16 protein-coding genes are annotated in these 18,271 nt (G+C 71.7%); 11 read left to right on the plus strand and 5 right to left on the minus strand.

The genetic code is table 11. The annotated features are described in order from the left end of the window. Positions 1-4: 4 nt before the first annotated feature. The 5 genes from BEP24_RS05170 to BEP24_RS05190 all read left to right on the plus strand — a co-directional run bounded on the left by BEP24_RS05170 (position 5) and on the right by BEP24_RS05190 (position 6,055). Positions 5-976 (plus strand): sugar ABC transporter permease, encoded by a 972-nt coding sequence (locus BEP24_RS05170; RefSeq protein ID WP_065961004.1) that lies wholly within the window; start codon positions 5-7, stop codon positions 974-976. 133 nt (positions 977-1,109) lie between these two features. After that, positions 1,110-1,871 (plus strand): carbohydrate ABC transporter permease, encoded by a 762-nt coding sequence (locus BEP24_RS05175; protein ID WP_065961079.1) that lies wholly within the window; start codon positions 1,110-1,112, stop codon positions 1,869-1,871. A gap of 32 nt (positions 1,872-1,903) precedes the next feature. Further along, on the plus strand, positions 1,904-3,808 hold the full coding sequence (locus tag BEP24_RS05180; protein ID WP_065961006.1) for a beta-L-arabinofuranosidase domain-containing protein: 1,905 nt from the start codon (positions 1,904-1,906) through the stop codon (positions 3,806-3,808). 209 nt (positions 3,809-4,017) lie between these two features. Further along, positions 4,018-4,239, plus strand: a complete 222-nt coding sequence (locus tag BEP24_RS05185; RefSeq protein WP_065961007.1) for a LacI family DNA-binding transcriptional regulator — start codon at positions 4,018-4,020, stop codon at positions 4,237-4,239. 46 nt (positions 4,240-4,285) lie between these two features. Further along, complete coding sequence (locus BEP24_RS05190) at positions 4,286-6,055, plus strand: hypothetical protein (RefSeq protein ID WP_083230099.1); 1,770 nt, start codon at positions 4,286-4,288, stop codon at positions 6,053-6,055. Positions 6,056-6,288: 233 nt separating this feature from the next. Here the strand turns inward: BEP24_RS05190 and glgX are convergent, their stop codons facing one another. Continuing rightward, entirely contained in the window at positions 6,289-8,307 is a 2,019-nt protein-coding gene (gene glgX / locus BEP24_RS05195) for a glycogen debranching protein GlgX (protein ID WP_253181577.1), read from the minus strand. Between the two features lie 130 nt (positions 8,308-8,437). Next, the gene (locus BEP24_RS17420; protein ID WP_065961013.1) at positions 8,438-8,713 is read right to left on the minus strand and encodes a DUF4190 domain-containing protein; all 276 of its coding nucleotides are present in this window, start codon (positions 8,711-8,713) and stop codon (positions 8,438-8,440) included. A gap of 160 nt (positions 8,714-8,873) precedes the next feature. Between BEP24_RS17420 and BEP24_RS16910 the strand changes: the two genes are divergently transcribed. Continuing rightward, positions 8,874-9,515 carry a hypothetical protein gene (locus BEP24_RS16910; protein WP_065961014.1) on the plus strand — a complete coding sequence of 214 codons (642 nt, stop codon included), beginning with the start codon at positions 8,874-8,876 and terminating at the stop codon, positions 9,513-9,515. Positions 9,516-9,727: 212 nt separating this feature from the next. Further along, positions 9,728-9,988 carry a hypothetical protein gene (locus tag BEP24_RS05210; RefSeq protein ID WP_065961017.1) on the plus strand — a complete coding sequence of 87 codons (261 nt, stop codon included), beginning with the start codon at positions 9,728-9,730 and terminating at the stop codon, positions 9,986-9,988. A 59-nt stretch (positions 9,989-10,047) separates the two neighbouring features. Here BEP24_RS05210 and BEP24_RS05215 read toward each other — a convergent pair whose 3' ends face one another. Then, the gene (locus BEP24_RS05215; RefSeq protein WP_065961019.1) at positions 10,048-11,070 is read right to left on the minus strand and encodes a LacI family DNA-binding transcriptional regulator; all 1,023 of its coding nucleotides are present in this window, start codon (positions 11,068-11,070) and stop codon (positions 10,048-10,050) included. Positions 11,071-11,454: 384 nt separating this feature from the next. Between BEP24_RS05215 and BEP24_RS05220 the strand changes: the two genes are divergently transcribed. The 4 genes from BEP24_RS05220 (at position 11,455) to BEP24_RS05235 (ending at position 16,861) form a co-directional block, all read left to right on the plus strand. Then, positions 11,455-13,494: a beta-galactosidase gene (locus tag BEP24_RS05220; RefSeq protein WP_065961021.1), complete on the plus strand. Its 2,040-nt coding sequence runs from the start codon at positions 11,455-11,457 to the stop codon at positions 13,492-13,494. Beyond that, positions 13,491-14,435, plus strand: a complete 945-nt coding sequence (locus BEP24_RS05225) for a sugar ABC transporter permease (RefSeq protein WP_065961022.1) — start codon at positions 13,491-13,493, stop codon at positions 14,433-14,435. The genes BEP24_RS05220 and BEP24_RS05225 overlap by 4 nt, the downstream gene beginning before the upstream one ends. Then, complete coding sequence (locus tag BEP24_RS05230; RefSeq protein ID WP_253181579.1) at positions 14,432-15,382, plus strand: carbohydrate ABC transporter permease; 951 nt, start codon at positions 14,432-14,434, stop codon at positions 15,380-15,382. Before BEP24_RS05225 ends, BEP24_RS05230 begins: the two co-directional genes overlap by 4 nt. Positions 15,383-15,526: 144 nt before the next feature. After that, a complete protein-coding gene (locus tag BEP24_RS05235) occupies positions 15,527-16,861 on the plus strand; it encodes a sugar ABC transporter substrate-binding protein (protein WP_065961025.1) in 1,335 nt (444 codons plus the stop codon). 223 nt (positions 16,862-17,084) lie between these two features. On the opposite strand, the gene BEP24_RS18010 is transcribed toward BEP24_RS05235, so the two are convergent. Both BEP24_RS18010 and BEP24_RS05245 read right to left on the minus strand, forming a co-directional pair. Then, positions 17,085-17,513, minus strand: coding sequence for a DUF4190 domain-containing protein (locus BEP24_RS18010; protein WP_253181580.1), 429 nt, complete (start codon positions 17,511-17,513; stop codon positions 17,085-17,087). A 76-nt stretch (positions 17,514-17,589) separates the two neighbouring features. Next, complete coding sequence (locus BEP24_RS05245; RefSeq protein WP_065961029.1) at positions 17,590-18,198, minus strand: TetR/AcrR family transcriptional regulator; 609 nt, start codon at positions 18,196-18,198, stop codon at positions 17,590-17,592. Between the last annotated feature and the right edge of the window lie 73 nt (positions 18,199-18,271).

Below are 18,271 nucleotides of genomic sequence, written 5' to 3' on the forward strand. Positions count from 1 at the left end.
GACCATGACGACCGACACGACGTCACTGCGACCGTCGGCTGCGCGTCCCCGGGCCGAGGGCACCCCTGCCTCGGCCCGGGCCCGCCGCGCCCACGCGCAGCGGAGAGCACAGCTCACGGCCTGGGCGTTCCTCGCCCCGGTGGCCCTCTACCTGCTGCTCTTCTACGCGTACCCGCTCTACAAGAACGTCGAGCTGAGCCTCCGGCACTACACGGTGACGTCGTTCGTCTCCGGCAACGCCCCGTTCGTCGGCCTGCAGAACTTCGTCTCGGTGTTCTCGAGTGCGACCTTCGCCCCGGCGATCTGGAACACCACGGTCTTCGTCCTCGTGTCGATCCTCGTGCAGTTCGCACTCGGACTCGCCCTCGCGGTGTTCTTCCACAACCACTTCCCGCTGTCCGGACTCCTCCGGGCGCTGTTCCTCGTGCCTTGGCTCCTGCCGCTGCTCGTGTCGGCCAGCACCTGGTCCTGGATGATGAACAGCGACTCCGGGATCGTGAACGCCTTCCTCGAGTCGGTCGGCATCGGGCAGATCAACTGGCTGACCTCGCCGACCTGGTCCCTGTTCGCCGTGCTCGTCGCGAACATCTGGATCGGCATCCCGTTCAACCTCGTGATCATGTACTCCGGGCTGCAGGGCATCCCGGGCGAGCTGTACGAGGCGGCGTCCCTCGACGGCGCGAACGGCTGGCAGCGCTTCTGGCGGATCACGTTCCCGCTGCTCCGCCCGGTCACGGCGATCACCCTGCTGCTCGGCTTCGTCTACACGCTCAAGGTGTTCGACATCATCTGGATCATGACGAAGGGCGGCCCGTCGGGCTCGTCCACGACGCTCGCGATCTGGTCCTACCAGCTGGGCTTCGGCTCGCTGCTGCCCGACTTCAGCTCCGCCGCGACCGTGGGGAACGTGCTCATCGTCATCGCCCTGGTCGTCGGCCTCGTCTACGCGCGCGTGCAGCGCCGCCTGGAGGTGTGAGATGGCCACCACGACCGTCACCCGAGCCGTCACCACGCGGAACGCCCGCGGCGGACGGCAGCGCGCCACCGCGACCGGGCCCGCTGCGAAGCGGTGGTGGCGGACCGTGCTCGGTGTCGTCTTCACCGCGGTGATGCTGTTCCCCGTCTACTGGATGGTGAACGTCTCGCTCACCCGCGACCAGGACATGCGGAAGAGCCCGCCGAACCTCATCCCGATCGACGGCACCCTGCACGGCTACAGCACGGTGCTCGGCCAGCAGCTGCCGTTCCTCGGCACGAGCCTGCTCGTCGGGCTCGGCACCGTCGTCCTCACCCTCGTGCTGTCGGCACCGGCGGCGTACTCCCTCGCCAAGCTCCGGCCGCGGGGCGGGGGAGCGATGAGCTTCGTGCTCCTCATCGCGCAGATGATCCCCGCGATCATCATGGCGATGGGCTTCTACACGATCTACGTGCAGCTCGGGATCCTCGACACCGTGTGGGGGCTGATCCTCGCCGACTCGACGATCGCGGTGCCCTTCGGCGTGCTCATCTTCACCGCGTTCATGCGTGGGATCCCGGACGAGCTGCTCAACGCCGCCCGGATCGACGGGGCGAGCACCTGGCGCACCTTCACCGCCGTCGTGATGCCGGTGAGCCGGAACTCGGTCGTGACGGTGTCGCTCTTCAGCTTCCTCTGGGCCTGGTCCGACTTCCTGTTCGCCAACACGCTCGACGGCGGTGGCGACGCGAAGCCCATCACGCTCGGCATCTACGCCTACATCGGCAACAACAACCAGGAGTGGAACTCGATCATGGCCACCGCCGTGGTCGCGTCGATCCCCGCCGCGGTGCTCCTCGTCCTCGCCCAGCGCTACGTCGCCGCCGGTGTCACCGCCGGCGCGGTCAAGGACTGACGCACCCGTTCCCCACGTCCGAGGAGGACATCGTGACCATCACCCACACCACCGTCCCGGCCGGGCCCGTCGTCCCGTCCACGGGTGCGCTCCGACCGCTCCCGCTCGGTGACCTGCGCCTGACCGGCGGCTACTGGGCCGACTGGCAGCAGCGGAACGCCGACACCGTGATCCGCCACTGCGAGACCTGGATGGAGCGGATCGGCTGGACCGGGAACTTCGACGCCGCGGCCACCGGGCAGCCGTTCGAGCACGCCGGGATCGAGTTCGTCGACTCCGAGGTCTACAAGCTCCTCGAGGCGATGGCCTGGCAGCTCGGCGTGCAGCCCGACGACGACCTCGCCGCGCGGTACGAGCGGCTGGTCGAGCGGGTCGCGGGGGCGCAGGACGCCGACGGCTACCTGCACACCAGCTTCGGCCGTCCGTGGCAGCGGCCCCGGTGGTCGGACCTGGAGTGGGGGCACGAGCTCTACTCGATGGGGCACCTCCTGCAGGCCGCGGTCGCGCGGCTGCGCACCGCGGGCGGCGGACGGCTCGTCGACGTGGCGGTCCGCGTCGCCGACCACCTGGTCGACGTGTTCGGGGAGGGCGGACGGGAGGCGGTGTGCGGGCACCCGGAGATCGAGCCGGCCCTCGTGGAGCTCGGCCGGGCGACCGGCGACCACCGGTACGTCGAGCTGGCGCGGACGTTCGTCGAGCGCCGCGGCCACGGCCTGCTCGCGCCGATCGAGTACGGCCAGGAGTACTTCCAGGACGACGTCCCGGTCCGCGACGCCGAGGTCCTGCGCGGGCACGCCGTCCGCGCGCTCTACCTGGCCGCGGGTGCGGTCGACGTCGCGGTCGAGACCGGCGACGTCGGACTCCTGCGGGCGGTCGAGACCCAGTGGACGAACACCGTCGCGAAGCGCACCTACCTGACCGGTGCGATGGGCGCGCACCACCAGGACGAGGCGTTCGGGGCCGACTTCGAGCTGCCGCCGGACCGCGAGTACGGCGAGACCTGCGCCGCGATCGCCTCGAACATGCTCTCGTGGCGGCTGCTGCTCGAGACGGGCGAGTCGAAGTACGCGGACCTCATCGAGCGCACGCTGTACAACGCCGTGATGGTCGCCCCGCGCGAGGACGGCCGCGCCTTCTTCTACGCGAACACCATGCACCAGCGGGTCGAGGGGACCGTCCCGCCCGAGGACGAGGTCAGCCGTCGCGCCCTGTCGAGCCTCCGTGCCCCCTGGTTCGAGGTCTCGTGCTGCCCGACGAACCTGTCCCGGACGCTCGCGAGCGTGCAGACCGTGTTCGCCACGGTGAGCGACGACGGCCTGCAGCTGCACCAGTACGGCGACTTCGAGGTCGACACCGTGCTCGGTGACGGGACCCGCGCGGCGTTCTCGGTCCGGTCGGACTGGCCGCGCGCCGGACGGGTGGAGGTGGTCGCCACCGTCGGCGGCGACGCCCCCGTCGCCCTCCGGCTGCGGGTGCCGTCCTGGTCCTCGGGTGCCGCGCTCGACGTGGCGGGCCAGGCGGTGCCCGTGGAGGGCGACACCGTCACCGTGCGCCGGGTCTTCGCCGCGGGCGACCGGATCGTCCTCGACGTCCCCGTGCAGGCGCGCACCACGGTCCCGGACCCGCGCATCGACGCGGTCCGCGGCACCGTCGCGGTCGAGCGCGGCCCGCTCGTGTACGCGGTCGAGTCGATCGACGCGGGCTCGGACGTCCGCGACCTGCTCGTCCCGGTGGGTGCCGAACCCGTCGACCACGGCGCGGACGACGTCCGGCTCGCGGTCCGCACCGTGGCGGTGCCCGAGCCGACCGGCCTGCCGTACGGGGACGGTGGCGGCGCCGTGGCGACCGACGAGCCGCGCGAGGTCCGACTCGTCCCGTACGCGACGTGGGGCAACCGCGGACCGTCGACCATGCGGGTCTTCCTGCCCGTCGGGTAGGGGAGCCGCGGACGGGAGCCGCACCGCGCCTCCCGTCCGCACCACGGCGACCGCCTGCCGGGCGGACAGACCGCCTACCGGGCGGACAGGCCGCCTACCGGGCGGACAGACCGCCTGACCGGCGGGCCGACCGTCCGACCGGCGGGCCGACCGTCCGACCGGCGGGCCGTCCGCCCGACCGCCTGCCGGACGGACCGAGAGGAGGAGCGATGACGCTCGACCGCACCGACAAGCCGACCATCTACGACGTCGCGTTCGTGGCGGGCGTGTCCCACCAGACGGTCTCGCGCGTCCTGAACTGCCCGGAGACCGTGCGCCCGGCGAACCGCCACCGCGTGCTCGCGGTCATCGCGTACCTGGGCTACGAGCGGAACGCCGAGGCCGAGCGGCTCGGCCGGCTCCACAAGCACCCCGCCGACGCGGCGGAGTGACCCACCAGCGTTCCGGGACCACCCGGAACACGACGAGGAGGAAGCAATGACGCATCTTCGAACACCGGTCCGACCCGGACGCCGTCGGGGTCGACCCCGACGGGCCGCAGCGGTCCTCTCCGCACTCGTGGTCGCGGGGACGGCGGCCTTCGGGTTCGGGTCCACGGCGCCCGCCTACGCCGACGGCAACACCCTGACGGTGAACGTGGGCACGACCGTCCGCCCCGTCACCCACGTCGCCGCCGGTGGCCTGTACGGCGTCGACACCGGCAGCACCCCGCCGCTGAGCCAGCTCTACCCGCTGCACGTGAACACCTTCACGCAGCCGCCGCCCGGCACGCAGCAGCTCGGCAACGGTGCCACGCACCCCTGCTGCGACGGCCTCCAGGTGGCCGGGAAGATCACCGACGCGGGCGGACAGCAGTACCTCCGGCTGCCCGACGTCTTCAGCACCTTCCCGTACAACTGGGTGAGTTGGCCGGACTGGGAGTCGAAGATCGGGACGATGATCTCGGCCCGCGTGGACGCGACCAGCACGACCAACATCGCCGGGTACGAGATCTGGAACGAGCCGGACGCGAACTGGGCGGCCAGCACGAAGAACGACCCGAACGCCGGCAGCTACCTCGACATGTGGACGCGGACCTACCGCGACATCCGCGCGGTCGACACCCTCACGCCGATCATCGGACCGGGCGCCAGCAGCTACAGCCACGACTTCATGCTCGGCTTCATGACGAACGCGAAGAACACCGGCACGCTGCCCTCCGTCGCGGTGTGGCACGAGCTCGGCGACTTCAGCTACCAGGACGTCCAGGCGCACGTCACGGACTTCCGGGGCATCGAGGACTCCCTCGGGCTGCCGCACATCCCGATCTCGATCAACGAGTACGCCTCGCCCGGGCAGGTCGACGAGCCGAGCATCGGCGTGCACTACATGGCCGCGTTCGAGCGGGCCGGCATCCACGACGCCGAGCGTGCCTACTGGTACGAGGCCGGCACGATGGACGGGCTGCTGTACAACAACCTGCCGACGGCGTCCTACTGGGCGTACAAGTGGTACGGCGACCAGTCCGGCAACGTCGTCCAGACCGTCCCCCAGTCGTACCTCGACGGCGTCGCCTCGTACGACGCGAGCCGGAAGCAGGTGAACGTCGTCTTCGGCGGTGACGGCGGCACGAACACCGTCAAGGTGAACGGGCTCGCCGGGCTCGGCAGTCAGGTCTCGGTGCAGCTCTCGTCGACGAACACCACGGGTCGCACGACGAACCAGGCCGCGCCGAACCTGCTGTCGACGACGACCTACCCCGTCGTCGACGGGTCGATCTCGGTCCCGGTGTCGAACATGGACGCCGTCGCGGCGTACCAGCTGCTCATCACCCCGACGTCCGGGACGCCGACGTACCAGCAGACCTACGAGGCGGAGAACGCGACCGTCGTCAACGCGAGCCGGCTGTCCTCGTCCACGGCGTCGAACGGCGGGTACGTCGGCCGCATCGACGGGAACGGTGACGCGCGGACGGACAGCTTCGTGGACTTCCTGGTCGACGTGCCGACCGCCAGTTCCTACACGATGACCATCAAGTACGCGAACGCCACCGGTGCGACCGCCACGCAGGGGCTCGCCTCCGACGGCGGAGCCTTCTCGACGGTGAGCTACCCGCCGACCACGTCCGGTTGGGGCAACCCCACCGGCAGCGTCGACGTCACGGTGCAGCTCCGGGCCGGGTACAACGTGATCCGACTCGCGAAGGGTTCGCCGAACTACGCCGGCGGCACGGGCTACGCCGAGCTGGACAGCATCCACCTGCAGTAGGGGCGGACGGACGGGAGGCGCGGTGCCGGTCGGCACCGCGCCTCCTGTCCGTCATCCGGTCACCTCGCGGGCCGTGGGCGGTCCGACGGGGCTGCCCACCGTCGGGCCGGCCGCCGTCCGGCGACCGCTGTCGGTCCGGGCCGCCGTCCGGCGACCGCTGTCGGGCCGGCCGCCGGCCGCCGTCCGGCGACCGCTGTCGGGCCGGGCCGCCGTCCGTCGGCCGGCCCTGCGGGTCAGACGAGTGCCGTGAAGGACGCGTCGCGGACGAGCAGCGTGGTCGCGCCCTCCTCGACGGCCTGGTCGTGGTCGCTCGACAGGCCGAGCTCCCACGCACCGCCGCCCGGCTTCTCCGGCAGCGTGAACTCCACCGTGGTCTCGGACGCGTTCAGCAGCACGGCCACGGTGTCGTCGCCCTGCGCGAGCACGAGGATCACCGCACGGTTGCCGCCGTCGGCCCAGTCGCCGTCCTCGAAGCCGTTCGCGTCGGCGCGGAGCACCGAGACGGTCGACGCCGAGTCGCCGGGCGCGGTGCGGTACCACTCCGGCCGGAGCGCCGGGTGCGCGGCACGGAAGGCGATCGCGGCCGTCGTGAAGGCGAGCAGGTCCTGGTCGGCGGCAGCCCAGTCGAACCACGAGATCTCGTCGTCCTGGCAGTAGGCGTTGTTGTTGCCGCCCTGCGAACGGGCGATCTCGTCGCCGCCGAGGATCATCGGGATGCCCGCCGAGAGCAGCAGCGTGCCGAGGAAGTTCCGGCGCTGGCGGTCGCGGTAGTCGTTCACCGCGCCGTCGTCGGTCGGGCCCTCGATGCCGCCGTTGAACGACGTGTTGTTGCTCTCGCCGTCGTTGTTGTCCTCGCCGTTCGCCTCGTTGTGCTTCTCGGCGTGCATCGTCAGGTCGGCGAGCGTGAAGCCGTCGTGCGCGGTGACGAAGTCGACCGAGCAGAGCGGGGAGCGGCGCGAGCCCTCGTACACGTCCGGCGAGCCGAGGACGCGCTGGACGGCGTCGCCCAGGGTGCCCTCGTCGCCGCGCCAGAACGCGCGCAGGTCGTCGCGGTACTTGCCGTTCCACTCGGACCAGTCGGCCGGGAAGCCGCCCACCTGGTAGCCCGCGGTGTCCCACGGCTCGGCGATCATCTTGACCTCGCGGAGCACCGGGTCCTGGTGGATGATGTCGAGGAACGCGGAGTGCTTCTCGGCCTCGCCGTCCTGGCGGGTCAGCGTCGTGGCGAGGTCGAAGCGGAAGCCGTCGACGTGCATCTCCTCGACCCAGTAGCGGAGCGAGTCGGTGATGAGCCCGAGCGCCGACGGGTGCGACACGTTGAGGCTGTTGCCCGTGCCGGTGGTGTCGAAGTAGTTCGCCTCGTCGCCCTCGACCAGGCGGTAGTACGAGGCGTTGTCGATGCCCTTGAAGGACAGCGTCGGGCCCATGTGGTTGCCCTCGGCGGTGTGGTTGTAGACGACGTCCATGATGACCTCGAGCCCGGCGGCGTGCAGGGCCTTGACCATCTCCTTGAACTCGGCGACCTGCTGGCCGGCCGTGCCCGAGGACGCGTACTCGTCGTGCGGGGCGAAGAAGCCGATGGAGTTGTAGCCCCAGTAGTTGCGGAGGCCCTTGTCGGCGAGGGTGGAGTCCTGCACGAACTGGTGCGTCGGCAGCAGCTCGACGGCGGTGACGCCGAGGTCGGTCAGGTGCTTGATCGCCGCCGGGTGCGCGAGGCCCGCGTAGGTGCCGCGGATCTCCTCGGGGACGTCGGGGTGCTGCTTCGTGAAGCCCTTCACGTGCACCTCGTAGACGACGGTGTCGGCGTACGGGGTGCGGAGCTGCGTGTCGCCGTCCCAGTCGAACTCGCGGTCGGCGACGACGGACTTCGGCATGGCGCTCGCCGAGTCGGTCTCGTCGATCTGCTCGGGCGACTCCATGTCGTGCCCGAAGAGCGCCTGGCCCCACGTGTACTCGCCGTCGATCGCGGTGGCGTAGGGGTCGAGCAGGAGCTTGGCGGCGTTGTGGCGCAGGCCGTTCGCCGGGTCCCACGCGCCGTGCACGCGGAAGCCGTAGCGGGTGCCGACCGCCACGTCGGGGACCACGTCGTGGAAGGTGTACCCGGTGCGGTTCCGCAGCTCGGTGCGGTGCTCGGTGCCGTCCTCGTCGAACCGGCAGAACTCCACCCGCTCTGCGGTGCTGGAGAAGAGCGCGACGTTGGCGCCGCCGTCGACGAGCGTGACGCCGAGCGGGGTACGGGAGGAAGTGGTCATCATGCCCTTCTAGTGGTGGGCGACTGTGCTCCCGCGCGACCGGCGTACCCCGGGGCCCGCGCTGCTCCTCCGAGGGGCCGGTTCAGTGGCCGACCGTGACGACGCGTCAGTGCCCGACGGTGACGACGAGTCAGTGCCCGACGGTGACGACGAGCGCGTGTGCGAGCAGGGCGACCGCGAACAGGGCGATCCAGGCACCCCCGACGGCGATGCCGGCGATCGCGAGGCCGCGGCCGTGCTCGCCCGTCCGGTGGATACGCACGAGGGCGACGATCGAGACGACGAGCCCGACGACGTTCGCGACGAACGCGAGGACGAAGCCCGCGATCGCGAGCGAACTCGTCCGGTCGACCCGCGGCGCGGGGGCGTACGGGTCGGTGGGCAGGGGATGGGCGTGGTCGGTCACGGTCGTTCCTCTCGTCGTGGGCGGGCGTCCCGCCGCTGTCCTCCGAGCCTCGTCCTTGAGTCGTCGCCGGGGTGAGCTTCGGGCGGATGACCGGGGTCCACCGTGCGGACGAACCCGGGGTCCGCCGGTCGGAGGAGCGATCTCGCGGTAGGTTCCCGCCATGACCGACTCCCTCCGCGCACGCTCGGCGCCGCCCCGTCCCGCGCGCCGGACGGACGAGGCCCGGCTGCTCCTGGCCGGTGCCGTGCTGTCCGTGCTCCTCGCGGCGGTGCTGCAGCGGGTCTTCTTCGTCGTGACGAGCGAGCTGCAGCTCCGCACCGGCGAGGTCGTGATGGGCGTCCTCGGGTTCGTGGTGCCGCTCGTGCTCGTGCTCGTGGCGCTGTCGCGGGTGCCGACCGACGCGGTGGGACGTGCGGTGGCACTGGGCCTCGCGACCCTCGCGAGCACGGTCCTGGTGGTCGGCCTGTTCCTCGACGGGGTGGCCTGGCTCGTCGGCGGGAGCCTCGGCTGCGCCGCGCTCCTCGCCGCGTGGCTGCTGGTCCACCGCGCTCCACCGGTCGCCTGGCTCCTGCTCGTGGCCCCCGCGGCGGCCATCGTCGGCCTCGGTCTGGTCGGCATCCTCGCCCGTGCGGTCTTCGACGCCGCCCCCGACGCGCGTCCGGTCCTGTGGCAGGTGGAGGGCGTGCTCGCGGTGCTGCTCCCGCTGGCCGTGACGGTGGGCGGGGCGATGCTCGTGCCCCGCACCCGGCGGGGTCGTTCGTCGTCCGGCCCGCCGGACGCCCCGGTCTCGCGGCGGTCCTGACCGCGTCCGACGACGCGCGTCGTCGGCCTGTTCCGGTGAGCAGGCCCCGGGTCGCGCAGGGCGGCTGACGGCGCGACGAGGGTGCGGACGGGAGGCCCGTGGCGGCGCCGCCACGGGCCTCCCGTCCGCCGTCCTGTCCGGGGCACGCCGACGGGTGCCGATGTCCGCGCCGTCGCGTACCATTCGAACACACGTTCGAACGGGAGGTCGAGATGATGCTGACGCACGAGGTCGCCACGGTGTGGTGGGAGCGCGGTGTGCCGGACCGGATGGTGTGGCGCGAGCGGCGCTGGCGGGTGAGCGACAGCCCGACGCGGCTGACCGCCACGGCCGAGTTCCTGCCGTCCGCGATGACGCACGCGCCCGAGCGGACCGTGGGGTGGCGGTTCCAGGTGAGCGCGGACGGGGACGCGGTCGTCGTCGACATCGTGCCCGAGGGGGACGGGTGGGTGGTCGCGCGGACCTGGCGGTGACCGGCGGCGTCGGGGCTGCCCGCTCGCGCCGACCTGGCGGTGACCGGCCGTTCGCGGGGCTACGCGCTCGCGCGCCAGACGACCTCGGTCGGCAGGATCAGGCCCCGCGGTCCGTCGTCGGTCCCGGCGATCTGCTCGAGCACCTGGCGTGCGGCGTGCTCGCCCAGGGTGCGGGCCGGCTGGCGCACGGTCGACAGCGGCGGGTCGCAGCGGAGGGCCCAGGCGCTGTCGTCGAAGCCGACCACGCCGACGTCTCCGGGGACCGAGCGACCGGCGCGCTGCAGGACGTCCATCGCCCCGGCGGCCACGGCGTCCGATGCTGCGAACACGCCGTCGACGTCGGGCGCGCGGTCGAGCAGCTCGCGCATGCCCTCGACCCCGGCGGTGTAGCTGAACAGGGGATTGCGTGCGACCAGGTCGGGGTCGAAGCGGTCGCCGAGGGCGGCGGTGAAGCCCTCCAGGCGGTCCTGCCCTGAGTCGCGGTCGAGGCCGGACGCGAGCATGCCGATGCGCCGTCGGCCGGTGTCGACCAGGCGTCGGGTGATGGCCTCGGCGGCGGCGCGGTTGTCGATCGCGATGTACGAGGTGTTCGCGGCGTCGGACGGGTGCCCGACGAAGCACGCGGGCAGCCCGATCTCCTCGATCGCCCGGGTCACGGGGTCGCCGTCGCGGGCGGAGAGCACGATCGCGCCGTCGACGAACCCGCCGCGCAGGTACTCGACCACGCGCTCGTTGTCCCGGGCCGAGTCGACCATGATCGTGACGAGCTGCTGGTCGGCCTCGGACAGGACGGCGTTCGTGCCGATGAGGATGTTGCCGATGTTCGGGTCGTCGAGCACCTGGACGCTCGGCTCGTGCACGATGAGCGCGACCGCACCGGAGCGACGGGTGACCAGGCTGCGGGCCGCGGCACTGCGGACGTAGCCCACCCGGCGGACGGCTGCCTGGACGGCCTCGCGTGCCTCGGCGGAGACGTAGGGCTCGTCGTTGAGGACCCGGGAGACGGTGCCGCGGGAGAGCCCGGCCTCGTCCGCGACGTCCTGGATCGTCGCACGGGAGCGCGCGGCTCGGACGTCGGTCATCCCGCAAGCGTATCGGCGCGCGCGGCGCGGCCGGGTGCGGGGTCGCGGGGCCCCGGCCGGGGCCTGCGCCMCGCCCTGCCTSRGCGCCCTGCGCACAACCGGAAGCACCTCGCGCCGTGGTTCGCCGTGGCGCGACGYGCTCCCGGTTGTGCGGGAGCACCCCGCACCGCGGGGTGGCGGCGCAGCACCGCGCCCGGCCGGCTCCGAGCGGCGCCGTGTTGACAGCCACCGCGATCTGGTGTTCACTCTGGGAGCGCTCCCAGAACCCTCCGATCACGATCGGTCGGCGCAGTCTGGGAGCGCTCCCACACAGCAGTACCTTCGCCGTCGAAGGGGTCCATCGCGACCGGACGGCGCAGACCGCCACGACCAGCGAGGACCACCGTGACCACCACCCTCCCGGCACCCGCCACCACGGCGCTCGGGCTCGGCTCGACCGGACTCGCGTTCGGCTGCGACTACAACCCCGAGCAGTGGGACCCCGAGGTCTGGGTCGAGGACGTCCGCCTGATGCGCGAGGCCGGCGTGAACCTCGTCGCGATCAACATCTTCGGCTGGTCGCACGTCGAGCCGCACCAGGGCGAGTACGACTTCGCCGCCCTCGACCACGTGATCGAGCTGCTCCACGGCGCGGGCATCGGCGTCGACCTCGGCACCGGCACCGCCTCGACCCCGCCGTGGCTCACGACCGCCCACCCGGAGGTCCTGCCCGTGGTCGCCGACGGCACCACCCGCTGGCCCGGTGGCCGCCAGGCGTTCTGCCCGAGCTCCCCGGTCTACCGCGAGCACGCCCTCGCCCTGGTCCGCGCCACCGCCGAGCGCTACGGCGACCACCCCGCGGTGCAGCTCTGGCACGTGTCGAACGAGCTCGGCTGCCACAACGCACACTGCTTCTGCGACGTCTCCGCCGACGCCTTCCGCGACTGGCTCCGGAACCGCTACGGCACGCTCGACGCCCTCAACGCCGCGTGGGGCACCTCGTTCTGGAGCCAGCGCTACTCCGCCTGGGAGCAGGTCCTGCCGCCCCGCGCGACCCTCTCGTTCACGAACCCCGGGCAGACGCTCGACTTCGACCGGTTCTCGTCCGACGAACTCCTCGCCCACCACCGTGCCGAGGCCGCGGTCCTGCGCGAGCTGAGCGACAAGCCCGTGACGACGAACTTCATGGTCGCCGCGCACATCACGGCGCTCGACTACTGGTCCTGGGCCGACGACATGGACGTCATCGCGAACGACCACTACCTCGACCACCGCCTGCCCCGCCCGCACGCCGAGCTCGCGTTCGCCGCGGACACCACGCGCGGTCTCGCGAAGGGCGGCCCCTGGCTGCTCATGGAGCACTCGACCGGCGCGGTGAACTGGCAGCCGCACAACGTCGCGAAGGACCCGGGGCAGATGCTCCGCGACACCGCGACGCACATCGCCCGCGGGGCCGACGGCGTCTGCTTCTTCCAGTGGCGCCAGTCGGTGCAGGGGAGCGAGAAGTTCCACTCGGCACTGCTCCCGCACGCCGGGACCGACTCGCAGGTCTGGCGCGACGTCGTCGCGCTCGGCGCCGTCGTGGAGCGCCTCGGTGAACTCCGCGGTTCCCGCGTCGTCGCCGACGTCGCGGTCGTCTTCAGCTGGGAGGTCCAGTGGGCCGCCGACACGGAGGCGCACCCCACCACCGCGCTCCGCTACCTCGAGCAGGTCCACGCGTTCCACGCCTCGCTGACCGACCTCGGGCTCACCGTCGACGTCGTCGCGCCGGGTGCGCCACTCGACGGCTACGGCGTCGTGGTCGTCCCCGAGCTCTACCTCGTGCGTGACGAGCACGCCGCCGCGATCGCCGAGCACGTCGAGCGCGGGGGACACGTCGTCGTGACGTTCTTCAGCGGCATCGTCGACGAGACCGACCGGGCTCGTACCGGCGGGTACCCCGGGGCGTTCCGCGACCTGCTCGGCGTCCGCGTCGAGGAGTTCCGCCCGCTCGCCGCCGGGCAGACCCTGGCGCTGTCGGACGGCACCCGGGCGAGCACCTGGTCGGAGCCCGTGGCGCTGCGCGGCGCCGAGACGGTGACGTCCTACGCCGAGGGCCCCCTCGCCGGTTCCCCCGCCGTCACCCGCAACACGCACGGAGCGGGCAGCGCCTGGTACGTGTCCACCGTGCTCGAGGACGCCGCGCGGGCCGAACTGCTCCGCCGGGTCACCGCGGAGGCCGGCGTCGCCCCCGACCCGCAGGCCGAGCCCGGCCTCGAGGTCGTCCGTCGCCGCGACGACCGGCACGAGTGGGTCTTCCTGCTCAACCACTCCGACCGCGAGGTCGCGCACACCGTGGCGGGCCACGAGCTCGTCGCCGACCGGCCGGTCGACGGCACCACCGTCGTCGCCCCGGGCGGCACCCAGATCATCCGTACCGAGCACACCCCCGGAGCCCGCTCATGACCACCACCACCCAGTCGCGCCGCGCGGCCCGGCCGACCCCAGGCGGGTCGACCGAGCGTCGGCGTCGAACCGGCGGGAGCTCGCGGTACCGCGGCGCGATCGCGATCTTCGTGCTCCCCTTCGCGGTGCTCTTCGCCGCGTTCTACCTGGCACCGATCCTCTACGCCGTGTGGGAGTCGCTGCAGAAGATCGAGCGCCAGGGCACGTTCGGCGCCCCGACGCAGGTGTTCGGCGGCCTGAGCCAGTACGTGCTCGTGTTCCAGGACACCGAGTTCTGGGGTTCGGTCCTCCGCGTGCTGCTGTTCGGTGTCGTGCAGGTCCCGGTGATGCTCGGGCTCGCGCTGCTGTTCGCCCTGCTGCTCGACTCCCCGCTGCTGCGCGGCAAGCGGTTCTTCCGCCTGGCGTTCTTCGCGCCGTACGCGGTGCCGGGCGTCATCGCCGCGATCATGTGGGGCTACCTCTACGCCCCCGACCTGTCGCCGTTCTCGTTCCTGACCTCGAACGTCGACCTGCTCTCGGCGAGCACCGTGCTCTGGGCGGTCGCCAACGTCGTGACCTGGGTCTACGTCGGCTACAACATGCTCATCATCTACTCGTCGCTCCTGGCGATCCCGACCGAGATCTACGAGGCGGCGAAGCTCGACGGCGCGTCCCAGATGCGCATCGCCCTGTCGATCAAGATCCCGATGGTGGTCCCGGCGATCATCCTCACCGCCGTGTTCTCGGTGATCGGGACCCTGCAGCTCCTGACCGAGCCGACCGTGTTCCGCCAGTTCACCTCGACGATCACGTCGACGTTCACCCCGAACATGCTCGTCTACTCGACCTCGTCGGTGCCGAACTTCAACCTCGCGGCGGCGTTCTCGGTCGTCCTCGCCCTCGCCACGTTCGTCCTGTCGATCGGGTTCCTCCGACTGACCCAGCGGAAGGCCGCCGAATGACCGTCAACGCACCCTCCCGACGCGACCTCGTCGCCGACGCGGGCCGACCGCTCGAGCCGAACCGCGCCTCCCGTCCGCACCAGCGCGGAGCGCGCGGTCCCCGCGAGAGCGTCATCTCGCGCAGCGCCGCGATGCTCGTGATGGGCGTCTTCACCCTGTACTTCCTGCTGCCGATCTTCTGGCTGCTGGTGTCGTCGACCAAGACGGCCGCGAACTTCAACACGACGTTCTCGCTGTGGTTCAGCGCGACCTCGGTGCAGGACTTCCTCGGCAACCTCGTCGAGCTGTTCACCCGGCAGGACGGCGTCTACCTGCGCTGGATGGCCAACAGCATCGCGTACGCCGGGGTCGCCGGACTGCTCGGGACCGTGCTGTCGGCGATGTGCGGCTACGCCCTCGCGAAGTACCGGTTCCGCGGCCGCGAGGCCCTGTTCAACGTGTTCCTCGGCGGCGTGCTCGTGCCGGCGACCGCGCTGGCCCTGCCGCTGTTCCTCATCTTCAGCCAGGTCGACCTGACCGACACGTTCTGGTCGGTGTTCCTGCCGAGCATCGTCAGCCCGTTCGGCGTGTACCTGTCCCGGCTGTTCGCGGCGTCGAGCGTGCCGGACGAGATCATCGAGGCCGCGCGCATCGACGGGTCGGGAGAGATCCGGACGTTCTTCACCGTGGCGGTGCGGCTCATGTCGCCCGCGCTCGTGACGATCTTCCTGTTCCAGTTCGTCGCCGTGTGGAACAACTTCTTCCTGCCGCTCGTGATGCTCCGGGACACGTCGCTGTTCCCGGTCACCCTCGGCCTCTACACGTGGAACTCGAGCGTGAACCAGTACCCGGACCTGCGCACGCTCGTGCTCATCGGGTCGTTCGTCTCGATCATCCCGCTGCTCGTCGCCTTCCTCTCCCTGCAGCGCTTCTGGCGGTCCGGCCTCGGCGCCGGCGGCCTCAAGTAGCGCGAACCGGCCACCGGCCACCGGCGCCCGGCCCCGGCCACCGGCACCCGGCCCCGGCCCCCGGCCCCCGCCGCTGGCCCGGGGCACCCGGACCGGCTCAAGACCCTCCCGACGCACCACCCCTCACATCCGAACGGAAACAGCATGAAGACAACGAAGTTCCTCAGTGCAGCCGCGATCGCCGTCGCGGCGACCGTCGCCCTCGCCGGCTGCAGCGCCGGCGGCTCCGGCAGCAGCGGCTCCGACTCCGCGGCGTCGAGCTGCAAGCCCTCGGGCGGCAAGGTCACCCTCGACTTCACGACGTGGGTGCCGAACATGGACAAGGTCGTCGAGATCTGGAACAAGGAGAACCCGGACATCCAGGTCAAGGTCTCCATCGTCGCGAACGGCAACAGCGGCACGTACCAGAACTTCTTCAACCAGCTGAAGGCCAAGCAGGCGCCGGACATCGGCCAGGTCGAGTACGACTCGCTGCCGGCCTTCCGCGTGCAGGGCGGCCTGCAGGACATCGGCGCGTGCGCCGGGGTCGCCGCCGCGAAGAAGGACTTCTCCGAGGGCCTCTGGAACCAGGTCACCTTCGGTGAGTCGAAGTCGGTCTACGCCGTGCCGCAGGACTCCGGGCCGATGGCGCTGTACTACCGCAAGGACCTGTTCGAGCAGGCCGGCATCCCCGTCCCGACGACGTGGGACGAGTACGCCAAGGCCGCCGAGGAGATCAAGGCCAAGGGCGGCAACATCACGAACTTCGCCAAGGGCGACGTCAACCAGTTCGCCGGGCTCGTCTCGCAGGCCGGCGGCCAGTGGTTCTCGAACACGGGCGACCAGTGGGACGTCAACCTGACCGACAGCGCGTCGAAGAAGGTCGCCGACTACTGGCAGGACCTGATCGACAAGAAGCTCGTCAACACCGTCCCGAGCTTCACCGACCAGTGGAACGCCGCGTACGACAGCGGCCAGGACTGGACCTGGGTCTCCGCGGTCTGGGGCGCCAACACCATCTCGAGCGGTGCGCCGTCGACCTCGGGCAAGTGGGCCGTCGCCCCGATGCCGCAGTGGAAGTCGGGTGACAGCAAGTCGGCCGCGTGGGGCGGCTCGTCCAACGTCGTGTTCGCGGGTGGCAAGCACCCGGCCGAGGCGTCGAAGTTCCTCGTCTGGCTGAACACCTCGACCGAGGCGCTGTCCGCCCTGAACAAGGAGGCGAACCTCTACCCGGCGTCCTCGACCGGTGCCGACCTGCCGGCGCTCACCGAGGGCCTGCCCTTCTACGGCAACCAGAAGATCTACGAGGAGTTCGCCTCGGCCGCGAAGGACATCCAGCCCTTCACCTGGGGCCCCACGATGACGCAGACCTACGCGGACGTGTCGGACGGCTTCGGCCAGGCCGCGTCCGGGCAAGGCACGCTCACCGAGGCGCTCGAGAACGGGCAGTCGAAGACGATCGCGGCGCTCAAGGCGCAGTCGATCCCGGTCAAGGGCTGACGCGCTGACGCGCTGACGCGCTGACGCGCTGACGCGCTGACGCGCTGACGCGCTGACGCGCTGACGCGGACGGGAGGCACGGTGCCGGCTGGCACCGTGCCTCCCGTCACGTCGTGGGTCGCGCGGGAGGCGCCGGTCGCGTCCGTCGTGCGGGTCGCGTCCGTCGAGCCGGCTGGGCCCGTCGTGCCGGCTGGGCCCGTCGTGCCGGCCGCGTCCGTCGTGGCTAGGGGCTGGTCGTGCCGCTCGTCGCCGCCGCCCCGAACAGGCCGAACCCGAAGACGAGCATGACCACGAGCAGCACGGCCCACCCGGCCACGATGATGCCGTTCAGGATGATCCCGGTGATGGCCATCCCTCGACCGGCCGGCTCCTTCCGGATGCCGACGAAGCCGAGGACCAGCCCGATCACCGGGACGATCAGCGTGAACCCCGCGACGATCGACACCAGGCCGAGCACCATGCTCGTGATGCTCAGGCCGCGCGGCGGAGCGGGCTGGTATGCGTTCACGACGACCTGCTGCCCGTACGGCTGACCGTACTGCTGCTGGCCGAACTGCTGGCCGTGCTGCTGCTGCCCCTGCTGCTGCGTCCCCGCGGTCTGCTGCCAGGCCTGCTGCTCGGGCGTGGTCGGTCGTCGGTCGTCGTCGCTCATCGTGATCCCCTCGTCGTGATGGTCCCCGCACCCTACCGGCAGCCGACGACGTCGCGGCGGTCGGACGGTCGGGCGGTCAGACGGTGAGGGCCGCCGCGAGCCCGCGCACGAGCACCGTGCGAGCCCGTTCGGTCGCGACGCCGTCCGGGTCGCTCCACGCCGCGCGGCCGAGACCGTCGATCAGGGCGAGCACGGCGTCCGCCACCACCTCGGCGGGTTCGGTCAGGCGCACGCCGGTCCGGGTCGTCCACCGTTCGACCCCGGCGGCGACGCCCTCGCGCCAGACCCGTCGTTCCTCGGCGACCAGGACGTCGTCGTCCGCGAGTGCCGGCCCGCTGACCGCCTCGAGCAGCAGGAAGCGCTCGGGTTCGGCGCGGACGAGCTCGAGCCACGCGGCGACGGCTGCGTCGAGCGCCCCGGCGAGGTCGGCATGGGCGTCGGCGGCCGCGAGCACCCGGGGGAGGACGTCGCGTGCCTGCCGGTCGAGCAGCGCGACGACGAGGTTCCGCCGCGCCCCGAAGGCGTAGTGCACGACACCGTGCGCGACCCCGGCCCGCTCGGCGACGGCACGGGTCGTGAGCGCGTCGAGGCCCCCGTCGCGCACGACCAGCGCAGCGGCGTCGAGCAGCTCGTCGCGGCGCGCGGCGCGGCTGCGGTAGGCGCGGGGTCCGGGTCCAGGGGGCATCACAGGCAGCGTACGGCCCGTGCCCAGGAGCGGACGGGAAACTCGATCTGGCCACACGGCCGAATCAAGGAGG

The organism is Curtobacterium sp. UCD-KPL2560, assembly GCF_001705035.1.
Lineage (GTDB): Bacteria > Actinomycetota > Actinomycetes > Actinomycetales > Microbacteriaceae > Curtobacterium.